Annotated in this window: 28 protein-coding genes and 1 pseudogene; 25 read left to right on the forward strand and 4 right to left on the reverse strand. The window is 36.1% G+C overall.

Going from position 1 to position 23380, the window contains the following annotated elements; all coding sequences use genetic code 11:
* Window positions 1–6: 6 nt before the first annotated feature.
* The 4 genes from CL818_RS03560 to CL818_RS03575 form a co-directional block, all read right to left on the reverse strand.
* The gene (locus CL818_RS03560) at window positions 7–3084 is read right to left on the reverse strand and encodes a SusC/RagA family TonB-linked outer membrane protein (protein WP_219359717.1); all 3078 of its coding nucleotides are present in this window, start codon (window positions 3082–3084) and stop codon (window positions 7–9) included.
* Between the two features lie 202 nt (window positions 3085–3286).
* Window positions 3287–4672 carry a RagB/SusD family nutrient uptake outer membrane protein gene (locus tag CL818_RS03565; protein ID WP_272973395.1) on the reverse strand — a complete coding sequence of 462 codons (1386 nt, stop codon included), beginning with the start codon at window positions 4670–4672 and terminating at the stop codon, window positions 3287–3289.
* A gap of 17 nt (window positions 4673–4689) precedes the next feature.
* Entirely contained in the window at window positions 4690–7680 is a 2991-nt protein-coding gene (locus tag CL818_RS03570; RefSeq protein WP_272973396.1) for a SusC/RagA family TonB-linked outer membrane protein, read from the reverse strand.
* A 107-nt stretch (window positions 7681–7787) separates the two neighbouring features.
* Window positions 7788–9371, reverse strand: coding sequence for a BamA/TamA family outer membrane protein (locus tag CL818_RS03575; RefSeq protein WP_272973397.1), 1584 nt, complete (start codon window positions 9369–9371; stop codon window positions 7788–7790).
* 289 nt (window positions 9372–9660) lie between these two features.
* Here CL818_RS03575 and rpsL point away from each other — a divergent pair, with 289 nt between their 5' ends.
* The 25 genes and pseudogenes from rpsL to secY all read left to right on the forward strand — a co-directional run bounded on the left by rpsL (window position 9661) and on the right by secY (window position 23379).
* A complete protein-coding gene (gene rpsL / locus CL818_RS03580; RefSeq protein ID WP_006795815.1) occupies window positions 9661–10035 on the forward strand; it encodes a 30S ribosomal protein S12 in 375 nt (124 codons plus the stop codon).
* A gap of 28 nt (window positions 10036–10063) precedes the next feature.
* On the forward strand, window positions 10064–10540 hold the full coding sequence (rpsG, locus tag CL818_RS03585; RefSeq protein ID WP_013186903.1) for a 30S ribosomal protein S7: 477 nt from the start codon (window positions 10064–10066) through the stop codon (window positions 10538–10540).
* Between the two features lie 9 nt (window positions 10541–10549).
* Window positions 10550–12688 carry an elongation factor G gene (gene fusA, locus CL818_RS03590; RefSeq protein WP_013186904.1) on the forward strand — a complete coding sequence of 713 codons (2139 nt, stop codon included), beginning with the start codon at window positions 10550–10552 and terminating at the stop codon, window positions 12686–12688.
* 11 nt (window positions 12689–12699) lie between these two features.
* Entirely contained in the window at window positions 12700–13005 is a 306-nt protein-coding gene (gene rpsJ, locus CL818_RS03595; protein ID WP_010181931.1) for a 30S ribosomal protein S10, read from the forward strand.
* A 169-nt stretch (window positions 13006–13174) separates the two neighbouring features.
* A complete protein-coding gene (rplC, locus tag CL818_RS03600; RefSeq protein WP_013186905.1) occupies window positions 13175–13792 on the forward strand; it encodes a 50S ribosomal protein L3 in 618 nt (205 codons plus the stop codon).
* Window positions 13792–14418: a 50S ribosomal protein L4 gene (rplD, locus tag CL818_RS03605; protein WP_013186906.1), complete on the forward strand. Its 627-nt coding sequence runs from the start codon at window positions 13792–13794 to the stop codon at window positions 14416–14418. Before rplC ends, rplD begins: the two co-directional genes overlap by 1 nt.
* A 9-nt stretch (window positions 14419–14427) precedes the next feature.
* On the forward strand, window positions 14428–14718 hold the full coding sequence (gene rplW / locus CL818_RS03610) for a 50S ribosomal protein L23 (protein WP_013186907.1): 291 nt from the start codon (window positions 14428–14430) through the stop codon (window positions 14716–14718).
* A gap of 9 nt (window positions 14719–14727) precedes the next feature.
* Window positions 14728–15567: a 50S ribosomal protein L2 gene (gene rplB, locus CL818_RS03615; protein WP_013186908.1), complete on the forward strand. Its 840-nt coding sequence runs from the start codon at window positions 14728–14730 to the stop codon at window positions 15565–15567.
* A gap of 3 nt (window positions 15568–15570) precedes the next feature.
* Window positions 15571–15849, forward strand: a complete 279-nt coding sequence (rpsS, locus tag CL818_RS03620; protein WP_013186909.1) for a 30S ribosomal protein S19 — start codon at window positions 15571–15573, stop codon at window positions 15847–15849.
* A 6-nt stretch (window positions 15850–15855) separates the two neighbouring features.
* A pseudogene (gene rplV / locus CL818_RS03625) lies at window positions 15856–16264 on the forward strand (50S ribosomal protein L22).
* A gap of 8 nt (window positions 16265–16272) precedes the next feature.
* Window positions 16273–16983, forward strand: a complete 711-nt coding sequence (gene rpsC, locus CL818_RS03630; RefSeq protein ID WP_286971598.1) for a 30S ribosomal protein S3 — start codon at window positions 16273–16275, stop codon at window positions 16981–16983.
* Window positions 16984–17003: 20 nt separating this feature from the next.
* On the forward strand, window positions 17004–17429 hold the full coding sequence (rplP, locus tag CL818_RS03635; protein ID WP_286971601.1) for a 50S ribosomal protein L16: 426 nt from the start codon (window positions 17004–17006) through the stop codon (window positions 17427–17429).
* 12 nt (window positions 17430–17441) lie between these two features.
* A complete protein-coding gene (gene rpmC / locus CL818_RS03640; RefSeq protein WP_041241133.1) occupies window positions 17442–17636 on the forward strand; it encodes a 50S ribosomal protein L29 in 195 nt (64 codons plus the stop codon).
* Between the two features lie 11 nt (window positions 17637–17647).
* The gene (gene rpsQ, locus CL818_RS03645) at window positions 17648–17905 is read left to right on the forward strand and encodes a 30S ribosomal protein S17 (RefSeq protein WP_041241134.1); all 258 of its coding nucleotides are present in this window, start codon (window positions 17648–17650) and stop codon (window positions 17903–17905) included.
* On the forward strand, window positions 17905–18273 hold the full coding sequence (gene rplN / locus CL818_RS03650) for a 50S ribosomal protein L14 (RefSeq protein ID WP_013186915.1): 369 nt from the start codon (window positions 17905–17907) through the stop codon (window positions 18271–18273). Before rpsQ ends, rplN begins: the two co-directional genes overlap by 1 nt.
* 12 nt (window positions 18274–18285) lie before the next feature.
* Entirely contained in the window at window positions 18286–18600 is a 315-nt protein-coding gene (rplX, locus tag CL818_RS03655) for a 50S ribosomal protein L24 (protein WP_013186916.1), read from the forward strand.
* Window positions 18601–18602: 2 nt separating this feature from the next.
* Window positions 18603–19154 carry a 50S ribosomal protein L5 gene (gene rplE, locus CL818_RS03660; protein WP_286971612.1) on the forward strand — a complete coding sequence of 184 codons (552 nt, stop codon included), beginning with the start codon at window positions 18603–18605 and terminating at the stop codon, window positions 19152–19154.
* 2 nt (window positions 19155–19156) lie between these two features.
* On the forward strand, window positions 19157–19426 hold the full coding sequence (gene rpsN / locus CL818_RS03665; RefSeq protein WP_013186918.1) for a 30S ribosomal protein S14: 270 nt from the start codon (window positions 19157–19159) through the stop codon (window positions 19424–19426).
* A gap of 77 nt (window positions 19427–19503) precedes the next feature.
* Window positions 19504–19902 (forward strand): 30S ribosomal protein S8, encoded by a 399-nt coding sequence (rpsH, locus tag CL818_RS03670; RefSeq protein ID WP_286971617.1) that lies wholly within the window; start codon window positions 19504–19506, stop codon window positions 19900–19902.
* Window positions 19903–19931: 29 nt separating this feature from the next.
* Entirely contained in the window at window positions 19932–20474 is a 543-nt protein-coding gene (gene rplF / locus CL818_RS03675) for a 50S ribosomal protein L6 (RefSeq protein ID WP_286971620.1), read from the forward strand.
* Window positions 20475–20486: 12 nt separating this feature from the next.
* Entirely contained in the window at window positions 20487–20840 is a 354-nt protein-coding gene (gene rplR / locus CL818_RS03680; RefSeq protein WP_013186921.1) for a 50S ribosomal protein L18, read from the forward strand.
* 3 nt (window positions 20841–20843) lie between these two features.
* The gene (gene rpsE, locus CL818_RS03685; protein WP_013186922.1) at window positions 20844–21368 is read left to right on the forward strand and encodes a 30S ribosomal protein S5; all 525 of its coding nucleotides are present in this window, start codon (window positions 20844–20846) and stop codon (window positions 21366–21368) included.
* A 12-nt stretch (window positions 21369–21380) separates the two neighbouring features.
* Complete coding sequence (gene rpmD, locus CL818_RS03690) at window positions 21381–21560, forward strand: 50S ribosomal protein L30 (RefSeq protein ID WP_013186923.1); 180 nt, start codon at window positions 21381–21383, stop codon at window positions 21558–21560.
* 10 nt (window positions 21561–21570) lie between these two features.
* The gene (gene rplO, locus CL818_RS03695) at window positions 21571–22023 is read left to right on the forward strand and encodes a 50S ribosomal protein L15 (protein WP_272973398.1); all 453 of its coding nucleotides are present in this window, start codon (window positions 21571–21573) and stop codon (window positions 22021–22023) included.
* A gap of 12 nt (window positions 22024–22035) precedes the next feature.
* A complete protein-coding gene (gene secY, locus CL818_RS03700; RefSeq protein WP_272973399.1) occupies window positions 22036–23379 on the forward strand; it encodes a preprotein translocase subunit SecY in 1344 nt (447 codons plus the stop codon).
* Window position 23380 lies beyond the last annotated feature (1 nt).

A 23380-nucleotide genomic window follows, 5' to 3' on the forward strand; every position in this document is an offset into this window, starting at 1 on the left:
ATATGTTTAAAACTTAATGTTAAGGTTAAGACCGTAAGATCTTGTTACTGGGTATTGGTTGATAGCCGCTAAACCTTGACCGTTACCAGTTGTGTTAGAAGTTTCAGGGTCGTTGTAACCTCTGTTTTCTTTTGGTAACACAGTAAATGGATTTCTAGCATTTACACCTACAGTTACAGCAGTAAGTGGTGTTTTAGCTAAATAATCTTGTGGTAAAGTATAAGTTAATGAAAGTTCTCTTACTTTGAAAGCTGTCGCATCTAAAACAAAGTTCTCAGTTACTGTGTAGTAATCGTTAGAGAAGTAGTTTAAGTAGTTAGAATACGTTGTCCCACCTGTAATTACGTTAGTGTTTTCTTCGAATACACCTGGAGAAGTTTCAATAGCAGAGTTAGGGTAGATAAATCCACCACGTCCGTTTTCAGCACTTTCGATTAAGTGACCAGACCAAGATAACCAAGATTTAGCACCTGACCAGAATTGGTGACCAGTTCTGTAATCAAATACACCTGCTAAACGGAAACCTTTATATTCAAAAGAAGTATTTAAACCAATGATATAATCAGGGTTTGAAGTACCTAAGTTAGTAAGATCTGAAGATACTCTAGGAGTACCAGTAGTAGGATCAATCAATACTCTACCTTGAGGGTCTCTTAAGTAAGATGTTCCTTTAATAGTAGGGAATGTTTCTCCAACAACAGCAAATACACCAACTGGGTTAGCATTGTTTGGGAAAGATTGTAATGCAATCTCATCTGTATCATCACTAATCTTGATAACTTTTGTCTCGTTTGTAGAATAAGAAATTCTAGCATCCCAACGGAAGTTTTCAGTTTTGATAGGTGTAAATCCTAAGTCAATTTCAAAACCTCTTGTTTCAGTCTCACCAATGTTAATTCTCGAAGAACTAATACCAGATGCTGAAGACGTAGATGTATTAGCAATTTGGTTTGTGTTTTTAGAGAAATAGTAAGAACCGTCAAAAGTTAATCTATCTTTAAAGAAACCTAAGTTTAAGTTACCTTCATAAGACGTTACAAATTCAGGCTCTAATAATGGGTCTGTAATAGTTCTATCTTGTCTGAAAGAGTTTAACGTTCCGTAAGGATAGTTAGCAGCTTGTTCGAAAACAGGTACTGTTTCATAAGCTCCAATACTACCGTCGTTACCAACTTTTACAGCACTAACTGCAATCTTAGCAAAGTTTAATACATCACCTTTTAAGCTTGGGAATGCTTTAGTAGGAATGAAAGATATACCAGCACTTGGGTAAAAGAATGAATTGTTCTCTTTATCTAATGTAGATACGTAGTCATTACGACCTGTAACGTTTAAGAATAAGAAATCTTTATATCCAAAATCTAAGTTTGCAAAAAGACCCATACGACGAGATCTTAATATAGTGTTAGATACTCTTGGTGTTCCAGTAATGTTATCTACATTGTAGAAACCAGGAATTGTTAAGTTATCTCCACCATTTGTAGATTGAGTAAATAAGTTATCCTGTAAGTTCTGACCGATGTTAGCACTAAAAGTAATATCATCAGTAATGTTATAATCATTAAAGTTAATGATTAAATCACCGTAATAGTTTCTCTGTGTATCTGCATAAGTATCAAAGCTAGAGATAGTAGTGTAATCTCCACCACCAACATTAACAGTATCAACATCACCGTTTACGTAGCTTAAACCACTTCTTTGACGAGTTCTGATGTTAGCGTTGTAACCAATACTAATATGATCGTTAAATTGGTAGCTTACGTTAGCAATACCACTAAAGATATCGTATCTGTCTGTTGTTCTTTCGTTATCTCTAATCCAATATGGAGATCTGTAGTAAGATGTCCAGTGTGTAGCGTTATTAGGCTCAGAAAATTCCTGTACTGGAATGTTAGTTGCAGTTTGAAGTAACTCTAAGTAAAGAGTACCTGTTGACTGTGTAGTTTTGCTAGTTAAATAAGTAGCATTACCTTCTAATGTCCAGTTTCCAATTTTCTTACCACCTTTAAAGTTGAATGTGTTTCTTTCTGAAACGTCATCTGCAATTACGAATTCTGTGTCTGTCTTGTTAGCAGATAAGAATACATAACCATCTTCTAAGTTACCAGCACTTAAAGATACAGTGTTTTGGAATGTACGTCCTGTTTGGAAAAATTCACTAATGTTATCCCCTAAAGATACATAAGGGAAAAATCTGTAAGAACCATCTTCTTGAGGAAGACCAACTGGTTGTAATGAACCATCAAATTCTGGTCCCCAACCACCATTCTCGTAGTTTACGTGCTCTCCATTCCAACCTTGACCATATCTAGTCTGACGTTGTGGGATGTAAGCGATTTCTTCAAAAGAAGTTGCAGAGTTTACTGCTACAGTAAGCTTGTCTCCACCAGATCCTTTTTTAGTTGTAACGATAAATACACCGTTAGAACCTCTAGAACCGTAAAGTGCAGCACCGTTTGCACCTTTAATAATGTTAATATCCTCGATAATGTTAGGATCTAAAGCAGTAAGTACTTGAGATGAAGAAATTACACCATCAATTACAATTAAAGCTTGGTTGTCACCAGTTAAAGATCTGTTACCTCTCAAGTTAATACGTACATTTTGGTTTACACCACTGTTTGTAGTATTAATCTGAAGACCAGATACTTTACCAGCAAGACCTTGAGCAACGTTAGGGTTTTGTGCTTGAGTAAGTTCTTCACTCTTCACAACCTGGTTAGCAGTTGTAATCTCATCCTGCTTACGCTTAATACCTAAGGCAGTTACAACAACTTCGTCCAGTTCCTCACCAGCTTCAAGTTTAACATTAACTGTGTTACTTGCTCCTACAGTTTGATTTTGTGTAGTAAAACCAATGTAAGAAAATACTAAAATGTCTCCTGTAGACGCTGAGATAGAATAATTACCATCAAAGTCTGTTTGAGTACCATTTGAAGTACCTTGAATAATGACGTTTACACCTGGAAGCGGTAAGCCGCTACCATCGGTTACCGTACCGGTAATCGTCTTTGATTGTGCAAAGGTCATTTGCACCATAAACGCTAAGAATAGCGTTAAAATTCCACTAAATTTTGTTCTCATTTTATAATTTATTTGAATTAGCCAACGCCAAAAGTGCTAATAAAAACTTAAATATGCAATATATATTAGGAAAATATTAATTTTTTAAAATTTAGATTAAGCTTTACCAATCTTTCAGTTTATAAGTGGTTTCAATGAATTTTGTGTAATAAAAAACGCCACCCTTTTAAGGTGGCGTTAATTTTACTTTAAAAAGGTTTTGTTAATAACCTGGATTTTGCTCTAATCCGCTTAAGTCAACTTCTCTTGCTGGAATAGGTAAAATAGTCTTGTTTTGACCTGGTGCAGACTCAGCTTCATTAGGCATGCCTGGACGTCTCAAGTTTAAACCGTTTCTTAAAAGATCCATTCTACGTTGTCCTTCAAATGCTAATTCTTTACGTCTTTCATTTAAGATCTGGTCTAGTGTTAAAGCACCTAGTGGTGGTAAATTTGCTCTGTCTCTTAAGTCATTGATATCATCAAGTGGAGCAGCACCAATAGTACTTCCGTTTCTAAAGTTTGCTTCAGCTCTTGTTAAATAAGCTTCAGTAACTCTTAATACAGGTGCATTATCTGAGTTTGTGTTCCCATCAGGAAATTTACTTGTAAATAATCTGTCTTCACCTGAAGCAGATGTACCTGTTTGAGTTAATGTGAATCTTAAATCACCAGCTTCTTCTTGGTATGCTTCAATTAAATTATCACTAAAAGGAGCATCACCACGACCAGCTGGAGCCGGATTTGTTAACCCTGAAAAACCTTGGCCACTATCTTGACCATCTGCAGGTGTGTTAACTAGTGTGAAAAAGAACTCAGTTGATTGCGTATTGTAGAATGTATAATTTGTAGCTAATACAAACTCATCGTTACTAATAGCATCATTTGCTAAAGTTGCTGCTTCGCCAAAACGCTCTTGGTATAAATAAAGACGCGCTAATAACAATTGCGCAGCACCAGTAGTAGCTCTTGAGTTGTCTGCATTTGTTAATGACGGTATAGCTTCTGTTAAATCCTGCTCAATTTGTGCGTGTATGTCATTAACTGTATTTCTTGGAGGATTTGCTTCTCCAGAAATTGAGAATGGTTCAGTAACTAAAGGAACAGCTAATGTAGTTCCGCCACCAACTTGTAATGGCTGACCAAATAAATTAACTAATTTAAAGTATACTAAAGCACGCATAAATTTAGCTTCAGCAATCACTTGAGCACGTTCTTCTTCTGTGAAGTTTTCATCTTCGATTGTAGGAACGAATGCAATTACGTTGTTTGCTGCACCAATAACCTCATAGTTGTCATCATAAATGGCAAATATTGAAGTGTTGTCTGCTTGTGTTTCGTATGTTCTTATGTCGTTAAATGTTGGGAATGAGCCTACAAAATCAACATTATCTGCTTGCCACTCTGTAGCTAATGTAGATGTACCATTAAGAACATCGTCTTGTTGTGCAAAACTGTATACACCAACTAATGCTCCTTGAGCACCTGCTTCACTTGAAAATACTTGTTCTGTAGACTGGTCATCTTCAGGAAGTACATTCAATTCATCTTCGCAGCTTGTAAATGCTAAAGCTGTGATTAGAATAAATAAATATTTATATGTTTTCATGTCTTTTCTTTTTTCAATTAAAATGTTAGTGTTGCTCCGAATAAGAATGACTTAGACTGAGGTGGTGTAAAAAATGTTTCACCTTGTCCTAAAGCAGAGCTTGTGTCTGTAACTTCAGGATCAATACCTTCTAAGTTGTCTGCTTTTATAGTAAATAGGTTAGTAGCTGTTGCATAAAGTCTCACGCTTTTTACTAAACCAATTTTTTCCATAAATGTTTCTGGGATAGAGTATCCTAGAGTTACATTTTTCATTCTAAAATAAGAACCATCTCTTAACTGTAATGTTGATCTCTGATCGAATGTAGAGAATGTTGGGCTGTCAAAAGCAGGTACATATGCATTGTCACCTGGTTGTTGCCAAACGTCTAATAACGCTCTTCTGTTGTTGAAACTTCCTGAAGCTGCATTATCAGTAAACCTTAAACCGTCAATATAAATATCATTACCAACACTAAAGTTTGCTAATAAGTTAAGATCGAAGTTTTTGTATCTAAAGGTATTTGTAATACCACCAACAAAATCTGGGTTTGCATCTCCTACAACAACTCTATCACTTGCAGTTGGTGTAGTTGTAACGTTCCCATCTCTATCTAACCATTCAGCATCTCCAGTTTGTGGGTTAACACCAACATATCTTATTAAATAAAATGTGTTTACAGACTCACCTACAATTGCTCTTTGAGATGCAGATCCAGCAACAAATTCTCTGCCTTGGTCATCTACTGCAGCACCTGGTAATGAATTAACTTTATTTTCATTAATACCAACATTTATACTAGTTGTCCATGTAAAGTTGTCATTTCTAACGTTATCAGTAGTTAAGCTGATATCAAATCCAGTGTTTTCAATCTCACCAATGTTTTCTGGTCTTGAATTTTGTCCTGGGAAAGCAGCAACTGATAATGGTACGTTTAATATAAGGTCTGATGTTACTTTGTTGTAGTAATCAACAGTTAAAGATATTCTATTGTTAAACAAAGATGTTGCAAAACCTAAGTCGTAAGATTTAGACTCTTCCCATCTTAAATCTGGGTTTCCAGGTGAATCTGGTGCTAAACCAGCAGAACCATTATATTGACCAATTACACCACCTTGGTATAATGCTAAAGAGCTAAAGTTACCAATTCTGTCATTACCTGTTGTACCATAACTTGCTCTAAGCTTTAGGTTGTTTAACCAATCAACATCTTCTAAAAATGCTTCTTCAGAGATGTTCCATCCACCGGCTACTGAGTAGAATGTACCAAACTGCTCATTAGCTCCAAATCGAGAAGATCCATCTCTTCTTAAAGACCCTTCTAATACATATTTGTTGTCGTAAGCATAGTTTACTCTACCAAAATAACCTACTAATCTGTTTTCTGTTGCACCAGATGTAGTAGTTGTTTTTTCTGCAGCAGAAACTACGTTTATACTTGCATCACTAACAAAGCCTGTACCAGCTACTGTAGATGTTCTAATTTTGTTTTCTTCATAAGATATACCTACTACAGCTCCTACAGAGTGTACGTCATTAAACGTTTTGTCAAAGTTTAAAGAGTTAGTTAATAGTACTCTATTGTCTTGAGCGTAACTATTTGAAGCGAATCCACCAGGAGTGTTAATCTCAAAAGAACGTTGCTGCTCCTCAATTAAAACTCTATCTACACCAAATTTTGAAGTAAAACTTAAGTAATCTGTAATTCCGGCAGTTGCGAAAAAGTTACCTGTTAATCTTGATTGATCAGATTTGTTGATGTCTAAAGATTCAATTGCTATTGTGTTTGCAATAAAACCAGTGTTTACAAACTGTCCATTTTCATCTCTTGGTTCAACCCAAGGTCTTATTAAATAAGCAGATGTAAGTGGAGCAAACGTGCTGTTCTCTGCACCTACTCTGTCAAATTCGTTTAAACTTACACCAATGTTTGCACCTACATCCAACCAATCATTAGCTTCGTGGTTAATGTTTATACGACCAGCAGTTCTTTTAAGTCCGTTTCCAATAATAAATCCTTCTTCATTTTTAAAGTTTGTACTAATAAAGAATGAAGTTTTTTCACTACCACCACTTACAGAGGCATCTATATTTTTAGAGATTCCAGTTCTTGTAACACCATCTACCCAATCAAAATCACCTTGAGGTAAGTCGTCTGGAGAAGTCACTCCTGAGAAGTAACCTGCATCAACTGCATATTGTCTAAACTCGTCTGCAGTCATCATATCAAATGTGTCTGTAGATTCGCTGAAAGCAGTATTCATATTTAATGTTACTCTAGTATCTTGCCCTTTCTTACCAGTCTTAGTTGTAATTAATACAACACCATTAGATCCTCTTGATCCGTATACAGCAGTTGCCGAAGCATCTTTTAGTACTGAGATAGATGCAATATCATTAGGGTTTATGTTTGCTAAAGGGTTAAGTCCTTGGTTCGCACCTTGGTTTGATGTAAGGTCTGTGTCATTTAATGGTACACCATCTACAACAAATAAAGGTCTAGCTCCAGATGAAACTGATGCAACACCACGAATTTTAATTGTTGGAGCAGCTCCAAGAACACCAGAAGATTGTACTACTTGTACACCAGCTGCCTGACCTTGAATCAATTCTTGAGGAGAATTTGCGGGAATGTCTCTTAAAGCCTCTTCGTCTACCACAGAAACACTTTGTATAAGCTTACGCTTATTTTGTTGTCCAAATGCTACAACTACTACTTCGTCTAGCTCTGCTGTGCTTTCTGCAAGGGTAACGTTAATGTTGGTTTTGCTTCCTACAAGCTGTTCTTGTGTTTTAAAACCAATAAAAGAGTACACTAAAGTACTTGTTTCGCTTGCGTTGATAGAATAATTTCCATCAAAATCGGTTTGGGTTCCATTAGAGGTCCCTTTTACAATAATTGTAACACCTGGTAGTGGTAAGCCAGAATTATCTGTAACCACACCTGTTACGGTTTTGTCCTGTGCAAAAGAAAATTGCACGACAAACGCTAGGATTAGCGTTAAAATTCCACTAAACTTTGTTTTCATCTTATAATTTATTTGAATTAGCCGGCACGAAACTCAGCAATAAACCTAATAATTGCAATGTTTATGAACACTATTATTCGCTTTTAACATATTTTAACATTTGTTGGTTAAAATTTTGTAAAAAAGCTTAGGTGTACTTTCGTGTTGTCGAATTTAAATGACTGATCGCTTGTTTTTCCATTGGCAAAAACAACTTTTAATAAACCCGAATTGGTATAAAGCCCTAAACCAAAACCAATACTCACGAGTTGCTGCTTTATGCCTAACACATCATTTTCATAATATGCATAATCTAACACAGAGTGCGTATAAAGATTTGGAGATAAGATATAGCGAAATTCAGACTGAAATGAATTTAAAAGAGATGCATCTATACTATTTTCTTCAAATCCTCTAATTGATTGAATGCCTCCAAACCTAAACAGTTCATTTGTTATGTAGTTTTCTGTTAATAGTATTGAAGCGTAGTTTTTTGCAAACAAATAACTTCTGTCACTAAGTTGATAATTGTATTGAGAATTAATAGAGCCTCTAACTTGGGTGTCCTCTAGCAATTCGGTAGATCTTTTCCCCACTAAACTGTTTAGGCTAACGTGAAATGTAGTCGGGAATAGCTTGTTGGACGAAAGTTGTTCTGTTTTACCTCCAAAATCTACGTAGTTAGAAGTGTAGTCTACAATGGTGGTGCCTGCAATTGGTTCCTCTTCAAGGTTGCTGGATGTTGTTCCTTTGTAGCCTAAATAAATATTAGAGTTGTTGGTGATTTGATAATTTAGTCGCGCATTTTGGTCAACAGTAACAAACGTAGAATCTCTCTTAAATATTTCAAGGTCTAGCAATAAACCCACTGGTGTCTTGAATAAATATGGAAGGTTAATGCCAGATTTAAATTGAACTTGTTCTCTTCCGTCAGACTTATAGGTTAGATTAAGAGATTCTCCAAAATCTAAATTATTAGTAAGATTTAAATCTAGGTACCCATTAAATTCAAGATTGCCGGTTTCTGCATTATTTGAAAAGCCTAAAAAGCCATCAAATGAATTAGATTTTTTCTTCTCTATGTATAAATAGACACTTGTGGAATCTTTAGTGAATAGAATTTCAGGATCTTTTTTAGTGGTCGCAAAACTTAAATTGTCTAACTGTTTAGATTTTCGCTTTAATGTTTCTCTATTAAAAGGTTGTTTAATTTTTAGTCTTGCGCCATACCTTATAAATGAATTAGGAAATTTTTCATAACCATTTATAATTATCTTATCAATAGTTCTTTGTTTAGTACTTTCTAAACTTAAATCTGCATAAAGTGATGTTTTGTTAATTTTTATGTTTTTTAAGCTTAGTGAGCTAAATGGAGATTCAGAGTTTGCTTGTAAATTATTTAGATAGTTTAGTATGCTTTGCGTTTTGCTTATAGGTATTTTTATTCTTGACTCTTTGGCATTTGGGTCTACAGATTTTAGTTGTTTCAGGGTGAATGTGGATTGTGGAATATCAATAAATATTGAATCTACCTGTTTTCCTAAGTTTAAAGTGCTTTCAAAAATACTGTCGTTAACCTTTTGTATAGGGGTTGCCTTCAGATTTATAAATCCTTTATTTTGAAGATTGTTGAAAATAGAGTCAAATGATGAAGAAAGCCTTGAAAAGTTTTTGAATCTTTTTAGTGCTAATGAGTTGTCTAAATGTTTCAAATTTAAAGTATCCTCAACTTTAATTTGAAGTTTTAGATCTTGTGAAAAAACATTACTAAAATTTAGTAGGTATAAATTAAGGACAATAAAAACTATTCTCTTCAATGCTGATTTATTTTCTGAATATAAATAACGTTATTATAAGGTAATTTATGCGAGTTGTGAAAGCTTTTTAAAACTGCTGAAGAAAATTAATGTCTTATCGTTTGATTTACTGAAAAATAGTACTACATTTGCCAACCCTAAAAATAGGGATATTTTATTTTTAATAATTAGTGTATAGAATAATATGCCAACAATTTCACAATTAGTACGAAAAGGAAGAGCCAAAATTACCAAGAAGAGTAAATCGGCTGCTTTAGATTCGTGTCCTCAGAGACGTGGAGTATGTACGCGTGTTTACACAACTACACCAAAGAAACCAAACTCTGCAATGCGTAAAGTAGCGCGTGTACGTTTGACTAATGGTAAGGAAGTAAACGCATACATTCCAGGTGAGGGTCACAATCTTCAAGAGCACTCGATAGTATTGGTAAGAGGTGGAAGGGTAAAAGATTTGCCAGGAGTTAGATACCACATTGTTCGTGGAGCCTTAGATACCGCAGGTGTCGCAGGAAGAACGCAACGTCGATCTAAGTATGGTGCAAAACGCCCAAAGAAGTAAAACAAAAAACTTTTTTTAAAGAGAAGACATGAGAAAAAGACAGGCAAAAAAGAGACCTCTTTTACCAGATCCAAAATTTAATGATCAGTTAGTGACTCGTTTCGTTAACATGATGATGTGGGATGGTAAAAAATCTGTAGCGTTTAAGATTTTCTACGACGCAATGGAGGTAGTAGAGGAAAAAAAGCAGGATGACGAAAAATCTGCTTTAGAAGTATGGAAAGAAGCGTTATCAAATGTGATGCCTCACGTAGAAGTGAGAAGTCGTCGTGTTGGTGGTGCTACATTTCAGATACCAATGCAAATACGTCCAGACCGTAAGGTGTCAACTGCAATGAAGTGGTTAATATCTTTCGCTCGTAAGCGTAATGAAAAATCTATGGCCAATAAGCTTGCTGCAGAAATTCTTGCAGCTGCAAAAGAAGAAGGTGCTGCCGTTAAAAAGCGAACAGACACTCACAAAATGGCGGAAGCAAACAAAGCATTCTCTCACTTTAGATTCTAAAAAACCAAAATGGCACAAAGAGATTTAAAATATACAAGAAATATAGGAATTGCTGCTCATATTGATGCTGGTAAAACAACAACAACAGAGCGTGTTCTTTTTTATACAGGTGTAAGTCATAAAATTGGAGAAGTACATGATGGTGCTGCTACAATGGACTGGATGGAGCAAGAGCAGGAGCGTGGTATTACCATTACATCTGCTGCTACAACATGTACTTGGAATTTTCCAAGACATCAAGGGCAAGATCTTCCAGATACAAAGCCTTATCACTTTAATATTATTGATACTCCAGGTCACGTAGACTTTACAGTAGAGGTAAACCGTTCATTAAGAGTTCTTGATGGTTTGGTGTTCCTTTTTTCAGCAGTTGATGGTGTAGAGCCACAATCTGAAACTAACTGGAGATTAGCAGATAACTACAAAGTACCACGTATTGGGTTTGTTAATAAAATGGACCGTCAAGGATCTAACTTCTTGGCAGTTTGTCAACAAGTTCGTGATATGTTAAAGTCTAACGCTGTGCCAATTGTATTGCCAATTGGTGAAGAGATGGACTTTAAAGGTATTGTAGATTTAGTGTCTAACAAAGCAATTGTATGGCACGATGAAACTCAAGGAGCTACTTTCGATGAGATTGAGATTCCTGAGGATATGAAAGAAGAGGTAAAAAAATACAGAGCTGAGCTAATTGAAGCTGTTGCTGAGTATGATGAGGAGTTAATGGAGAAATTCTTCGAAGATGAAGACTCTATTACAGAAGATGAGGTTCACGCAGCATTGCGTGAAGCGGTAATGGATATGGCTATCATACCAATGATATGTGGTTCTGCATTTAAGAATAAAGGTGTACAGTTCTTGTTAGATGGTGTATGTCGTTACTTGCCTTCTCCAGTAGATAAGGAAGGTATTGTAGGAGTAAATCCAGATACAGAAAAAGAAGAACTTCGTAAGCCAGATGTTAAGGCGCCATTTGCTGCTTTAGCATTTAAGATTGCTACAGATCCTTTCGTAGGACGTTTAGCATTCTTCCGTTCTTATTCAGGACGTTTAGATGCTGGTTCTTATGTATTGAATAACCGTTCTGGTAAAAAAGAACGTATTTCTAGAATATATCAGATGCACTCTAATAAGCAAAACGCAATCGATTTTATCGAAGCTGGAGATATTGGAGCGGCTGTAGGATTTAAAGATATTAAAACAGGTGATACGTTATCTGCAGAAGATGCGCCTATCGTTTTAGAATCTATGGACTTTCCAGATCCTGTAATTGGTATCGCGGTTGAGCCTAAAACTAAGGCAGATGTTGATAAATTAGGTATGGCTTTAGCTAAATTAGCTGAAGAGGATCCAACATTCCAAGTAAGAACAGATGAGGCTTCAGGTCAAACTGTTATTTCTGGAATGGGAGAGTTACACCTAGATATTATTGTAGATCGTCTTAAAAGAGAATTTAAAGTAGAAGTAAGTCAAGGTCAGCCTCAGGTAGAGTACAAAGAAGCTGTTACAAGAGCTAACGAGCACAGAGAGGTTTATAAGAAGCAATCTGGTGGTCGTGGTAAATTTGCTGACATTGTTTTTGAAATGGGTCCTGTAGATTCAGATTTTGAAGGCGAAGGCTTACAGTTTGTAGATCAAATTAAAGGTGGTCGTATTCCTAAGGAATTCATACCATCTGTACAAAAAGGATTTACTGAAGCAATGAAGTCTGGACCACTAGCTGGTTTCCAAATGGATACTTTAAAAGTAACACTTAAAGATGGATCTTTCCACCCTGTGGATTCTGATCAACTTTCTTTTGAGTTGGCTGCAAAAATGGGTTATAAAGCTGCGTCTAAAGGTGCAGGTTCTGTTATCCTTGAGCCAATTATGAAGCTTGAAGTTATTACTCCAGAAGAAAATATGGGTGATATCGTAGGTGACCTTAACCGTCGTCGTGGTCAAGTAAGTGATATGTCTGATAGAGCAGGAGCTAAAGTTGTAAAAGCAACAGTACCATTATCTGAAATGTTTGGTTATGTAACTACATTAAGAACATTATCATCTGGTCGTGCTACATCAACTATGGAATTCTCTCACTACGATCAAACACCTTCAAACATATCTGAAGAAGTTATCGCAGCAACTAAAGGAACAGCAAACGACTAATATCAAGGAAAATGAGTCAGAAAATCAGAATAAAATTAAAGTCTTACGATCACAACTTGGTAGATAAATCAGCTGAGAAGATTGTAAAAACGGTAAAAAGTACTGGAGCTGTAGTAACAGGGCCAATTCCTTTACCTACACATAAAAAAATATTTACAGTATTGCGTTCACCGCACGTAAATAAAAAGTCTAGAGAGCAATTTCAGTTAAGCTCTTATAAAAGACTGTTAGATATTTATAGCTCTTCATCTAAAACTATTGATGCTCTTATGAAATTAGAGCTTCCTAGTGGAGTTGAAGTAGAGATAAAAGTTTAACTTTTATGTCAAAAGAGTTTGAGTAACTCTTTAACATGTCCCAAGCTTGTTAGCAAGGGAAAAACGGAATCAAAAAAAATCAACAGGGTTGAAGTTTTTTGACCCTGTTGTTTTATTAGAAGGAAAGTCCTTCAGATTAATAAGTAATAGTAATTTATAATTAATAAATATGTCTGGGTTAATAGGAAAGAAAATCGGCATGACCAGCATTTTTGACGAAAACGGGAAGAATATTCCTTGTACTGTCATTCAAGCTGGACCTTGTGTCGTTACCCAAGTCAGAACCTCTGAGGTTGACGGGTACAAAGCTCTTCAACTTGGTTTCGATGACAAGGCAGATAAACGTGCATCTAATGCGGCTGTAGGCCACTTTAAGAAAGCAGGAACATCGCCTAAGTACAAAGTCGCGGAATTCAAGAAATTTGAAGATGATTTCAATTTAGGTGACAGTGTAACTGTCGAAATGTTTAAAGAAGGCGAGTTCGTTGATGTTTCCGGTACCTCTAAAGGTAAAGGATTTCAAGGTGTTGTAAAGCGTCACGGTTTTGGTGGTGTTGGTCAAGCAACTCACGGTCAACATAACCGTTTAAGAGCTCCTGGTTCTATTGGTGCGGCTTCTTACCCTGCAAGAGTTTTCAAGGGTATGAAAATGGCTGGCCAAATGGGTAACGAGAAAGTTAAAGTTCAAAATTTAAGAGTACTTAAAGTTGTTGCAGACAAAAACCTTATAGTAGTTAAAGGTGCTGTTCCTGGACACAAGAACTCTTATGTAACGATTCAGAAGTAATGGAGATAGCAGTTTTAGATATCAAAGGAAAAGAAATAGGTAGAAAGGTTACTCTTTCTGACGCTGTTTTCGGTATTGAGCCAAATGAACATGCTGTTTACCTAGATGTAAAGCAACACTTAGCTAACAAGCGTCAAGGTACGCATAAAGCTAAAGAACGTGCTGAAATCGCTGGTAGTACACGCAAAATCAAGAAACAAAAAGGAACTGGTACAGCACGTGCAGGTAGTATTAAATCTCCTGTATTCAGAGGTGGTGGACGTATATTTGGTCCAAGACCAAGAAATTACAGTTTCAAATTAAATAAGAAACAGAAGCAATTAGCGCGTAGATCTGCGTTATCACAAAAAGCTCAAGACAATGCAATTGTAATTGTTGAGAACTTTTCATTTGACGCTCCAAAGACTAAAAACTATATTGATTTCTTAACTAATTTAGGGATAGAAAACAATAAATCGCTGATAGTCTTGGGAGATACAAATAAAAACGTATATTTGTCTTCGCGAAATTTTAAAGGCTCTAATGTCGTAACTGTTTCAGAATTAAACACTTACAAAATAATGAATTCTCAAAGTTTAGTGCTTTTAGAAGGTTCATTAGAAGAAATTGAGTCAAACTTAAGTTAAACAATCGTCATGAGCATCTTGATAAAACCAATTATTACAGAAAAGGCGACCCGTTTAAGTGAGCTAGAAAATAGCTTTACTTTTGAGGTTGCTAAGACGGCAAACAGAATCCAGATTAAGGAAGCTGTTGAAAGTACTTATGGCGTTAATGTAGACCAAGTAAGAACTTTAAATGTACGTCCAGACCGCAGAACGCGATATACCAAAACTGGTATCGTGACTGGTAAAACTTCAGCTTATAAAAAAGCAGTAGTTAAGGTTGCAGACGGAGATACAATAGATTTATATAGCAATCTTTAAGACTAAAAAATGTCAGTAAGAAAATTAAAACCAATAACACCAGGACAGCGTTTTAGAGTTGTTAACGGAAATGATGCCGTGACAACTGATAAGCCGGAAAAAAGCCTTTTGGCTCCGAGAAAAAGATCTGGTGGTAGAAACAATTCTGGTCGTATGACCATGCGTTACCGTGGTGGTGGTGCAAAAAGACGTTACCGTATCATTGATTTTAAACGTAATAAGTTTGATCAAGCTGGTACAGTAGAATCTATTCAGTATGACCCTAACAGAACAGCATTTATTGCTTTGTTGAGTTATGCAGATGGTGAGAAAAGATATATCATTGCACAAAACGGACTAGAAGTTGGGCAAGAGGTGATTTCAAGTCAAGATTTCTTGGCTCCAGAAATTGGAAACTCTATGCCGTTATCTTCAATTCCTTTAGGTACTGTAATTTCTTGTATAGAATTACATCCTGGTCAAGGAGCTGTTATGGCTCGTAGTGCTGGTACTTTTGCTCAGTTAATGGCAAGAGATGGTAAGTATGCAACTGTTAAGTTGCCATCTGGAGAGGTTAGAATGATTTTGTCTGTTTGTAAAGCTACAATAGGAGCGGTATCTAACTCTGATCATCAGTTAATCGTATCTGGTAAAGCAGGTCGTTCAAGATGGTTAGGTAGAAGACCAAGAACTCGTCCAGTAGTGATGAACCCAGTTGATCACCCAATGGGTGGTGGTGAAGGTAAATCTTCTGGAGGACACCCAAGATCACGTAATGGTATACCTGCAAAAGGCTATAAGACACGTTACAAGAAGAAAGCGAGTAACAGATTTATCGTTGAACGCAGAAAAACTAGAAAGAAAAAATAAGATATGGCACGTTCATTAAAAAAAGGACCTTACGTTCACTATAAATTAGAGAGAAAGGTAGCTCAAAATGTGGATAGCGGTAAAAAGACAGTTATTAAGACTTGGTCTAGAGCCTCTATGATAACTCCAGATTTTGTAGGACAAACTATAGGAGTACATAATGGGAAGCAATTTATACCTGTTTATGTTACTGAGAATATGGTAGGTCATAAGCTTGGAGAATTTTCACCAACACGTTCTTTTAGAGGACACGTAGGTGCGAAAAATAAAGGAAAAAAATAATAGGCTATGGGAGTTCGTAAAAGAGAAAGAGCAGAGCAAATGAAAGAGGCTAAGAAAAGCTTAGCTATTGCAAAGTTGAATAACTGCCCTACATCACCTCGTAAAATGAGAATCGTTGCAGATTTAGTTAGAGGTAAAGATGTAGAACAAGCACTATATATTTTGAAGTTTAACAGTAAGGAAGCTTCAAGAAGATTAGAGAAATTATTACTTTCTGCCATTTCAAATTGGCAAGCAAAGAATGAGGATGCTAGTGTAGAAGAGGCTGAGTTATTTGTACAAGAGATTAGAGTGGATGGTGGTAGTAATGNTNAANAGNCTNCGTCCNGCACCACANGGTCGNGCACATAGAATNAGAAANNGNTCNAACCACGTNACNNTGGTNNTNGGAGNNAANAATAATACACAAAGCTAAGTTAGAGTATGGGACANAAAACAAATCCAATCGGNAATNGNCTTGGTATCNTNAGAGGNTGGGAATCCAACTGGTACGGAGGAAATGACTACGGTGATAAACTTGCCGAAGACGATAAGATTAGAAAGTACATCCATGCACGTCTTTCTAAAGCTAGTGTGTCAAGAGTAATTATTGAGCGTACGCTTAAACTTGTAACCGTTACTATCACTACTGCTAGACCTGGTATTATTATCGGTAAAGGTGGTCAAGAGGTAGACAAGTTAAAAGAAGAGCTTAAGAAATTAACTGGTAAAGAAGTACAGATTAATATCTTTGAGATTAAAAGACCTGAGTTAGATGCTCATCTTGTTGGAGCTAGTGTAGCTAGACAAGTTGAAAACAGAATCTCTTACCGTCGTGCAATCAAGATGGCTATTGCGGCTGCAATGCGAATGAATGCAGAAGGTATTAAGATCCAGATTGCAGGACGTCTTAACGGAGCTGAAATGGCACGTGTAGAGTCTTATAAAGAAGGACGTATTCCTTTATCTACTTTTAGAGCCGATATTGACTATGCTTTAGTTGAAGCTCAAACTACTTATGGTAAGTTGGGTATTAAAGTATGGATCATGAAAGGTGAAGTTTACGGAAAGAGAGAGCTTTCTCCATTAGTAGGCCTTGAAAAGCAAGGTGGTAAATCTGGTGGTCAAAGAGGAAAATCTCGTCGTAGAAAATAATTATTTTAAAGTAAAGAGCAATGTTACAGCCTAAAAGAACAAAATACCGCAAGCAGCAAAAGGGTCGTATGAAGGGCTTAGCCCAAAGAGGACACAGATTGTCAAGTGGTACATTTGGATTAAAGTCTTTAGACTCAAGCTTCATCACAGCTAGACAGATTGAGGCGGCACGTATTGCAGCTACTCGTTATATGAAAAGAGAAGGTTCTATCTGGATTATGATATTCCCAGATAAGCCAATNACTAAAAAACCTCTTGAAGTACGTATGGGTAAAGGTAAAGGTGCAGTTGAATATTGGGCAGCAGTAGTAAAACCTGGTAGAATCATGTTTGAACTTGGTGGTGTTAATATGGAAACAGCAAAAGAGGCATTACGNCTTGCNGCACAGAAACTTCCAGTAAGAACAAAGTTTATTGTCTCTAGAGATTACGATTATAAAGACTAAGTTATGAGCGTTATGAAACAACCACAAGTAAGAGAAGCTTCAACAGAAGAGCTACAAGAAGAACTTGTAAAGTCTAAGAAAGCATATTCAGAATTAAGAATGGCGCATAGCCTTTCTCCTCTGGAAAACCCTATGCAGTTAAGAAGTATGAGAAAGTCTATTGCAAGAATTGCAACAGAGTTAACAAAAAGAGAACTAAACGCTTAATTCTGATGGAAATGGAAAAAAGAAATTTAAGAAAAGAGCGTGTTGGTGTTGTTACAAGTAATAAGATGCAGAAATCTATAGTGGTTTCTGAAATTAAGAAAGTAAAACACCCTATGTACGGAAAATTCGTTTTAAAAACGAAAAAGTATGTAGCGCACGACGAAACAAACGATTGCAACGAAGGTGATACTGTAAGAATTATGGAAACTCGCCCAATGAGCAAATCGAAATGTTGGAGATTAGTAGAAATCATTGAAAGAGCTAAATAATGTTACAACAAGAATCTAGATTAAGAGTAGCAGACAATACAGGAGCAAAAGAAGTTTTGACTATCCGTGTATTGGGAGGTACCAAACGCAGATATGCGTCTGTAGGAGATAAAATTGTTGTCAGTGTAAAAGAGGCAACACCAAACGGTGGAATTAAAAAAGGTGCCGTTTCTACAGCAGTAGTTGTACGTACTAAGAAAGAAGTTCGTAGACCAGACGGTTCATATATCCGTTTTGATGACAATGCATGTGTATTGTTGAATCCTACTGGTGAGATGAGAGGAACACGTGTCTTTGGACCTGTTGCTAGAGAACTTCGTGATAAGCAGTTCATGAAAATTGTATCACTAGCGCCAGAGGTGCTGTAATTGAAACAAAAGATGGCAACAAAGTTGAAAATAAAAGTAGGAGACACTGTAAGAGTAATTGCTGGTGCAAGCAAAGGACAGGAAGGAAAAATCCAGAAAGTTCTTGTTGAAAAAAACAAAGCAATTGTTGAAGGTGTTAACCTTGTAAAGAAACACGAGAAGCCTAGTGCATCTAGTCCTCAAGGTGGTATCAAAGAAAAAGAAGCAGCTATTCATATCTCTAATCTGTCATTAATAGACGGTAATGGAAAAACTACACGTGTAGGATATAGAATGGAAGATGGTAAAAAAGTAAGGTTTGCAAAAACCACAAACGACACTATTTAGTTATGAGTTACGTACCGAGACTAAAAACAGAATATAATGAGCGCGTTATCGCTGCTCTTAAGGAAGAGTTTAGCTATGGCAATATCATGGAAGTGCCAAAACTTACTAAGATAGTTGTAAGTAGAGGTGTTGGTGGAGCAGTAGCTGACAANAAGTTNATTGATCATGCNATTGATGAATTAACTGCAATAACTGGTCAAAAAGCAGTATCTACTATATCTAAAAAGGATGTCGCTAACTTTAAACTACGTAAGGGGATGCCTATTGGTGTTAAAGTTACGTTGAGAGGTGAGCGTATGTATGAATTTTTAGACCGTTTTATAACTTCTGCACTTCCACGTGTTAGAGATTTTAACGGAATTAAAGCTACAGGTTTTGATGGTAGAGGTAACTACAATTTAGGAGTTACNGAGCAGATTATTTTTCCAGAAATAGATATTGATAAGGTAAATAAAATTGCAGGTATGGATATTACATTCGTTACAACTGCAAATACAGACAAAGAAGCAAAATCATTGTTAGTAGAATTAGGTTTACCTTTTAAAAAGAATTAATTATGGCTAAAGAATCAATGAAAGCACGCGAAAGAAAGCGTGAAAAGATGGTAGAAAAGTATGCAGAAAAGCGCAAGGCTCTTAAAGAAGCTGGAGATTATGATGCATTACAAAAATTACCTAAAGATGCCTCACCTGTTCGTTTACACAATCGTTGTAAAATTACAGGAAGACCTAAGGGTTATATGAGACAATTTGGTCTTTCACGTGTAATGTTTCGTGAAATGGCAAATAAAGGTTTAATTCCAGGTGTTAAAAAAGCATCTTGGTAATTCCTGCAAAAGCAGAAAAATTATATAAATTGGTGGAAGGTTCTATTTAAGAAAACCATCACCGCAATTTCATACAGATGAATACAGACGTAATCGCAGATTACCTTACAAGAATTAGAAATGCAAATGCTGCAAACCATCGTGTTGTAGAAATTCCTGCATCTAATCTTAAGAAAGAAATTACAAAAATTCTTTTTGATCAAGGTTTTATCCTTAGTTATAAGTTTGAAGATACAACTGCTCAAGGTAGTATTAAGATAGCTTTAAAATATGANAAGGTTACTAAAGAACCAGTTATTAAAAAGATTCAAAGAATTAGTAAACCAGGTTTACGTAAGTACGCAGGTTCACAAGAAGTTCCTAGAATCCTTAACGGATTAGGAGTTGCTATTGTCTCTACATCTCATGGTGTAATGACAGACAAACAAGCTCGTAAGGAGAATGTTGGTGGTGAAGTACTTTGCTACGTATACTAAGTTAATAATACCAATTAAAAGGTAAAACAATGTCAAGAATAGGTAACAGTCCAGTGACGATNCCAGATGGCGTAACCGTTAGCTTAAATGATAACGTAATTACANTTAAAGGAAAGTTAGGCGAGCTCCATCAAGAGATTAAGGATATCAATGTAAAAGTTGAGGATAACGAAGTTATCTTGGAGCGTCCTTCAGAATTAAAAGACCATAAATCTAAACACGGTTTATATCGTGCTTTAATTCAGAATATGGTTGAAGGTGTATCACAAGGGTTCACTAAAAAATTAGAATTGGTTGGTGTAGGTTATAGAGCCTCAAACCAAGGTCAAAAGCTTGATTTAGCAATTGGTTTCTCTCACAATATTGTGTTAGACCTTGCTCCAGAAATTAAAGTTGAGACAGTATCTGAGAAAGGTAAAAACCCAATAGTGATTTTAACATCTTTCGACAAACAATTAGTAGGACAAGTTGCGGCTAAGATCCGTGCGTTCCGTAAGCCAGAACCTTATAAAGGAAAAGGTATTAAGTTTGTAGGAGAACAAATAAGAAGAAAAGCAGGTAAGTCTGCATAATTATTCAGTATTATGGCATTTTCAAGAGAAACAAGAAGACTTAGAATTAGAAGAAGAATACGCAAAAATTTAAGCGGTACACCTAGCCGTCCAAGATTAGCAGTATTTAGAAGCAATAAAGAAATTTACGCTCAAATTATCGATGATGTAAATGAAACTACTTTAGCTTCAGCTTCTTCTAGAGATAAAGAAGTTAACGCAGAAGGCACCGGTATGGAGGTTGCTGCTGCAGTAGGAAAAGCAATTGCAGAGAAAGCTACAAAAGCTGGTATCGAAGCAGTTGCATTTGATAGAGGTGGTTACTTATACCACGGTAGAGTTAAATCATTAGCAGACGGTGCACGCGAAGCCGGACTTAAATTCTAAATTATGTATCAGAAGTATAAAAATGTAGAGCTTGTTAAACCAAGCGGATTAGAGTTAAAAGATCGTTTAGTAGGCGTACAACGTGTAACTAAAGTTACTAAAGGTGGTAGAGCATTCGGTTTTTCTGCAATTGTAGTTGTAGGAGATGAATCTGGTGTTGTAGGACAAGGTTTAGGAAAATCTAAAGAGGTTTCTGAAGCTATTTCTAAAGCAGTAGAAGATGCAAAGAAAAACTTAGTACGTATTCCTCTTAATAAAGGAACACTACCACACGAGCAAAAGGGTAAATATGGTGGAGCTAGAGTCTTGCTTATGCCTGCAGCAACCGGTACAGGAGTAATTGCTGGTGGTGCAATACGTGCAGTATTAGAAGCAGTTGGTGTACATGATGTATTATCAAAGAACCAAGGTTCATCAAACCCACATAACGTGGTAAAAGCAACTTTTGATGCATTATTACAATTACGTAGTGCAGATACAATTGCAAAACAACGTGGTGTCTCTTTAGACAAAGTATTTAACGGATAATTCTTAGGAACAATGGGAAAGATTAAAGTAACCAAAGTAAGAAGCGACATTAAAAGACCAAAAGACCAAAAGCTTACATTAAGAGCATTGGGTCTTAGAAGAATAGGTCAAGTAGTCGAGCACGAGGATACACCAAACATCCTTGGAATGGTAAATAAAGTGTCTCACTTAGTTTCTGTAGAAGAAGCATAACACATTACAAATGGAATTACACAAACTAAGACCTGCAGAAGGGTCAGTTAAAAATAAAGCTAAGCGCAAAGGTCGTGGTCAAGGTACCGGTAAAGGTGGTACTGCAACTCGTGGTCATAAAGGTGCAAAGTCACGTTCAGGATACTCTAAAAAAGTTGGTTTTGAAGGTGGACAAATGCCATTACAGCGTCGTGTTCCTAAGTTTGGTTTTACAAACAGAAACCGAGTGGAATACAAAGGAATTAATCTAGATACACTTCAAGAGTATGTTGATGCAGGTCGCATTACAGATGAAGTAACTTTAGATGTTCTTGTTGAGAACCGTTTGGCAAATAGAAAAGATCTAGTAAAAATTATGGGTCGTGGTGAATTAAAAACAGCATTAAAAATATCTGTTCACAAATTCACGAAGACAGCTAAAGATGCTATCGAAAAAGCTGGCGGAGAAGCTACAACCTTATAATATATACACCTTATGAAATTTATCCAAACTTTAAAAAATATCTGGAAGATTGAGGAACTTAAAAACAGAATCCTTGTAACGCTTGGTTTGTTATTAGTTTACCGTTTTGGTGCTCAAGTTGTTTTACCAGGTATTGATGCTGATCAACTTGGTCAGTTTTCTGGAAATTTTGCAGGTGGCGGTATTGGAGGTCTTTTAGATGCTTTTACTGGAGGTGCATTTTCTAATGCTTCAATTTTTGCATTAGGTATTATGCCTTACATTTCAGCATCTATTGTTGTACAGTTAATGGGTATTGCTATACCTTACTTACAAAAGCTTCAAAAGGATGGAGAAAGCGGAAGACGTAAAATTAATCAAATTACAAGATGGTTAACAATTGCAATTTGTTTGGTGCAAGCACCAGGTTATTTAGCAAGTTTACCAGCATTAGGTGTACCAACAGAAGCCTTTGTATTAGGATTAACATTCCAATTTTACTTTACATCTGTTATTATCTTAGTTACAGGAACAATATTTGCAATGTGGCTAGGTGAAAAAATTACAGATAAGGGTATAGGAAATGGTATATCATTATTAATTATGGTTGGTATTATTGCTACTCTACCACAAGCATTTGCACAAGAATGGGTGTCTAGAGTAAATCAATCTAACGGTGGTCTAATAATGATCCTTATAGAGCTAGTAATTTGGTTCTTTATCATATTTGCTTCAGTAATGTTAGTAATGGCTGTACGACAAATTCAAGTACAATATGCTAGAAGAACACAATCTGGAGGATATGAAAAAGATGTTTTTGGTTCACGCCAATTTATACCACTAAAATTAAATGCATCTGGTGTAATGCCTATCATTTTTGCTCAAGCAATTATGTTTATACCAGCAGCAGTAGCAGGATTATCAGAGTCTGAAACGTCTCAAGGTGTTGCAGCAGCATTTAGTGATATCTTCGGATTTTGGTATAATTTAGTATTTGCGTTATTAATCATTGTATTTACGTACTTTTACACCGCAATTACAGTACCTACTAATAAGATTGCAGATGATTTAAAGAGAAGTGGAGGTTTCATACCAGGAATAAGACCTGGAACAGAAACTTCTGAATATTTAGACAAGATTATGTCTCAAATTACACTTCCAGGATCTATTTTCCTTGCACTAATTGCTATTTTTCCAGCAATTGTAGGAGGATTATTAGGTATTCAACAAGGTTGGGCATTGTTCTTTGGAGGAACATCACTATTAATTATGGTTGGTGTTGCAATAGATACAATGCAGCAAATAAACTCGTACTTGTTGAACAAGCATTATGACGGGTTAATGAAAACAGGTAAGAATAGAAAAGCAGTAGCATAAA

Origin of the sequence: Croceibacter sp. (genome assembly GCF_002716225.1) — a bacterium.
GTDB lineage: Bacteria > Bacteroidota > Bacteroidia > Flavobacteriales > Flavobacteriaceae > Croceibacter > Croceibacter atlanticus.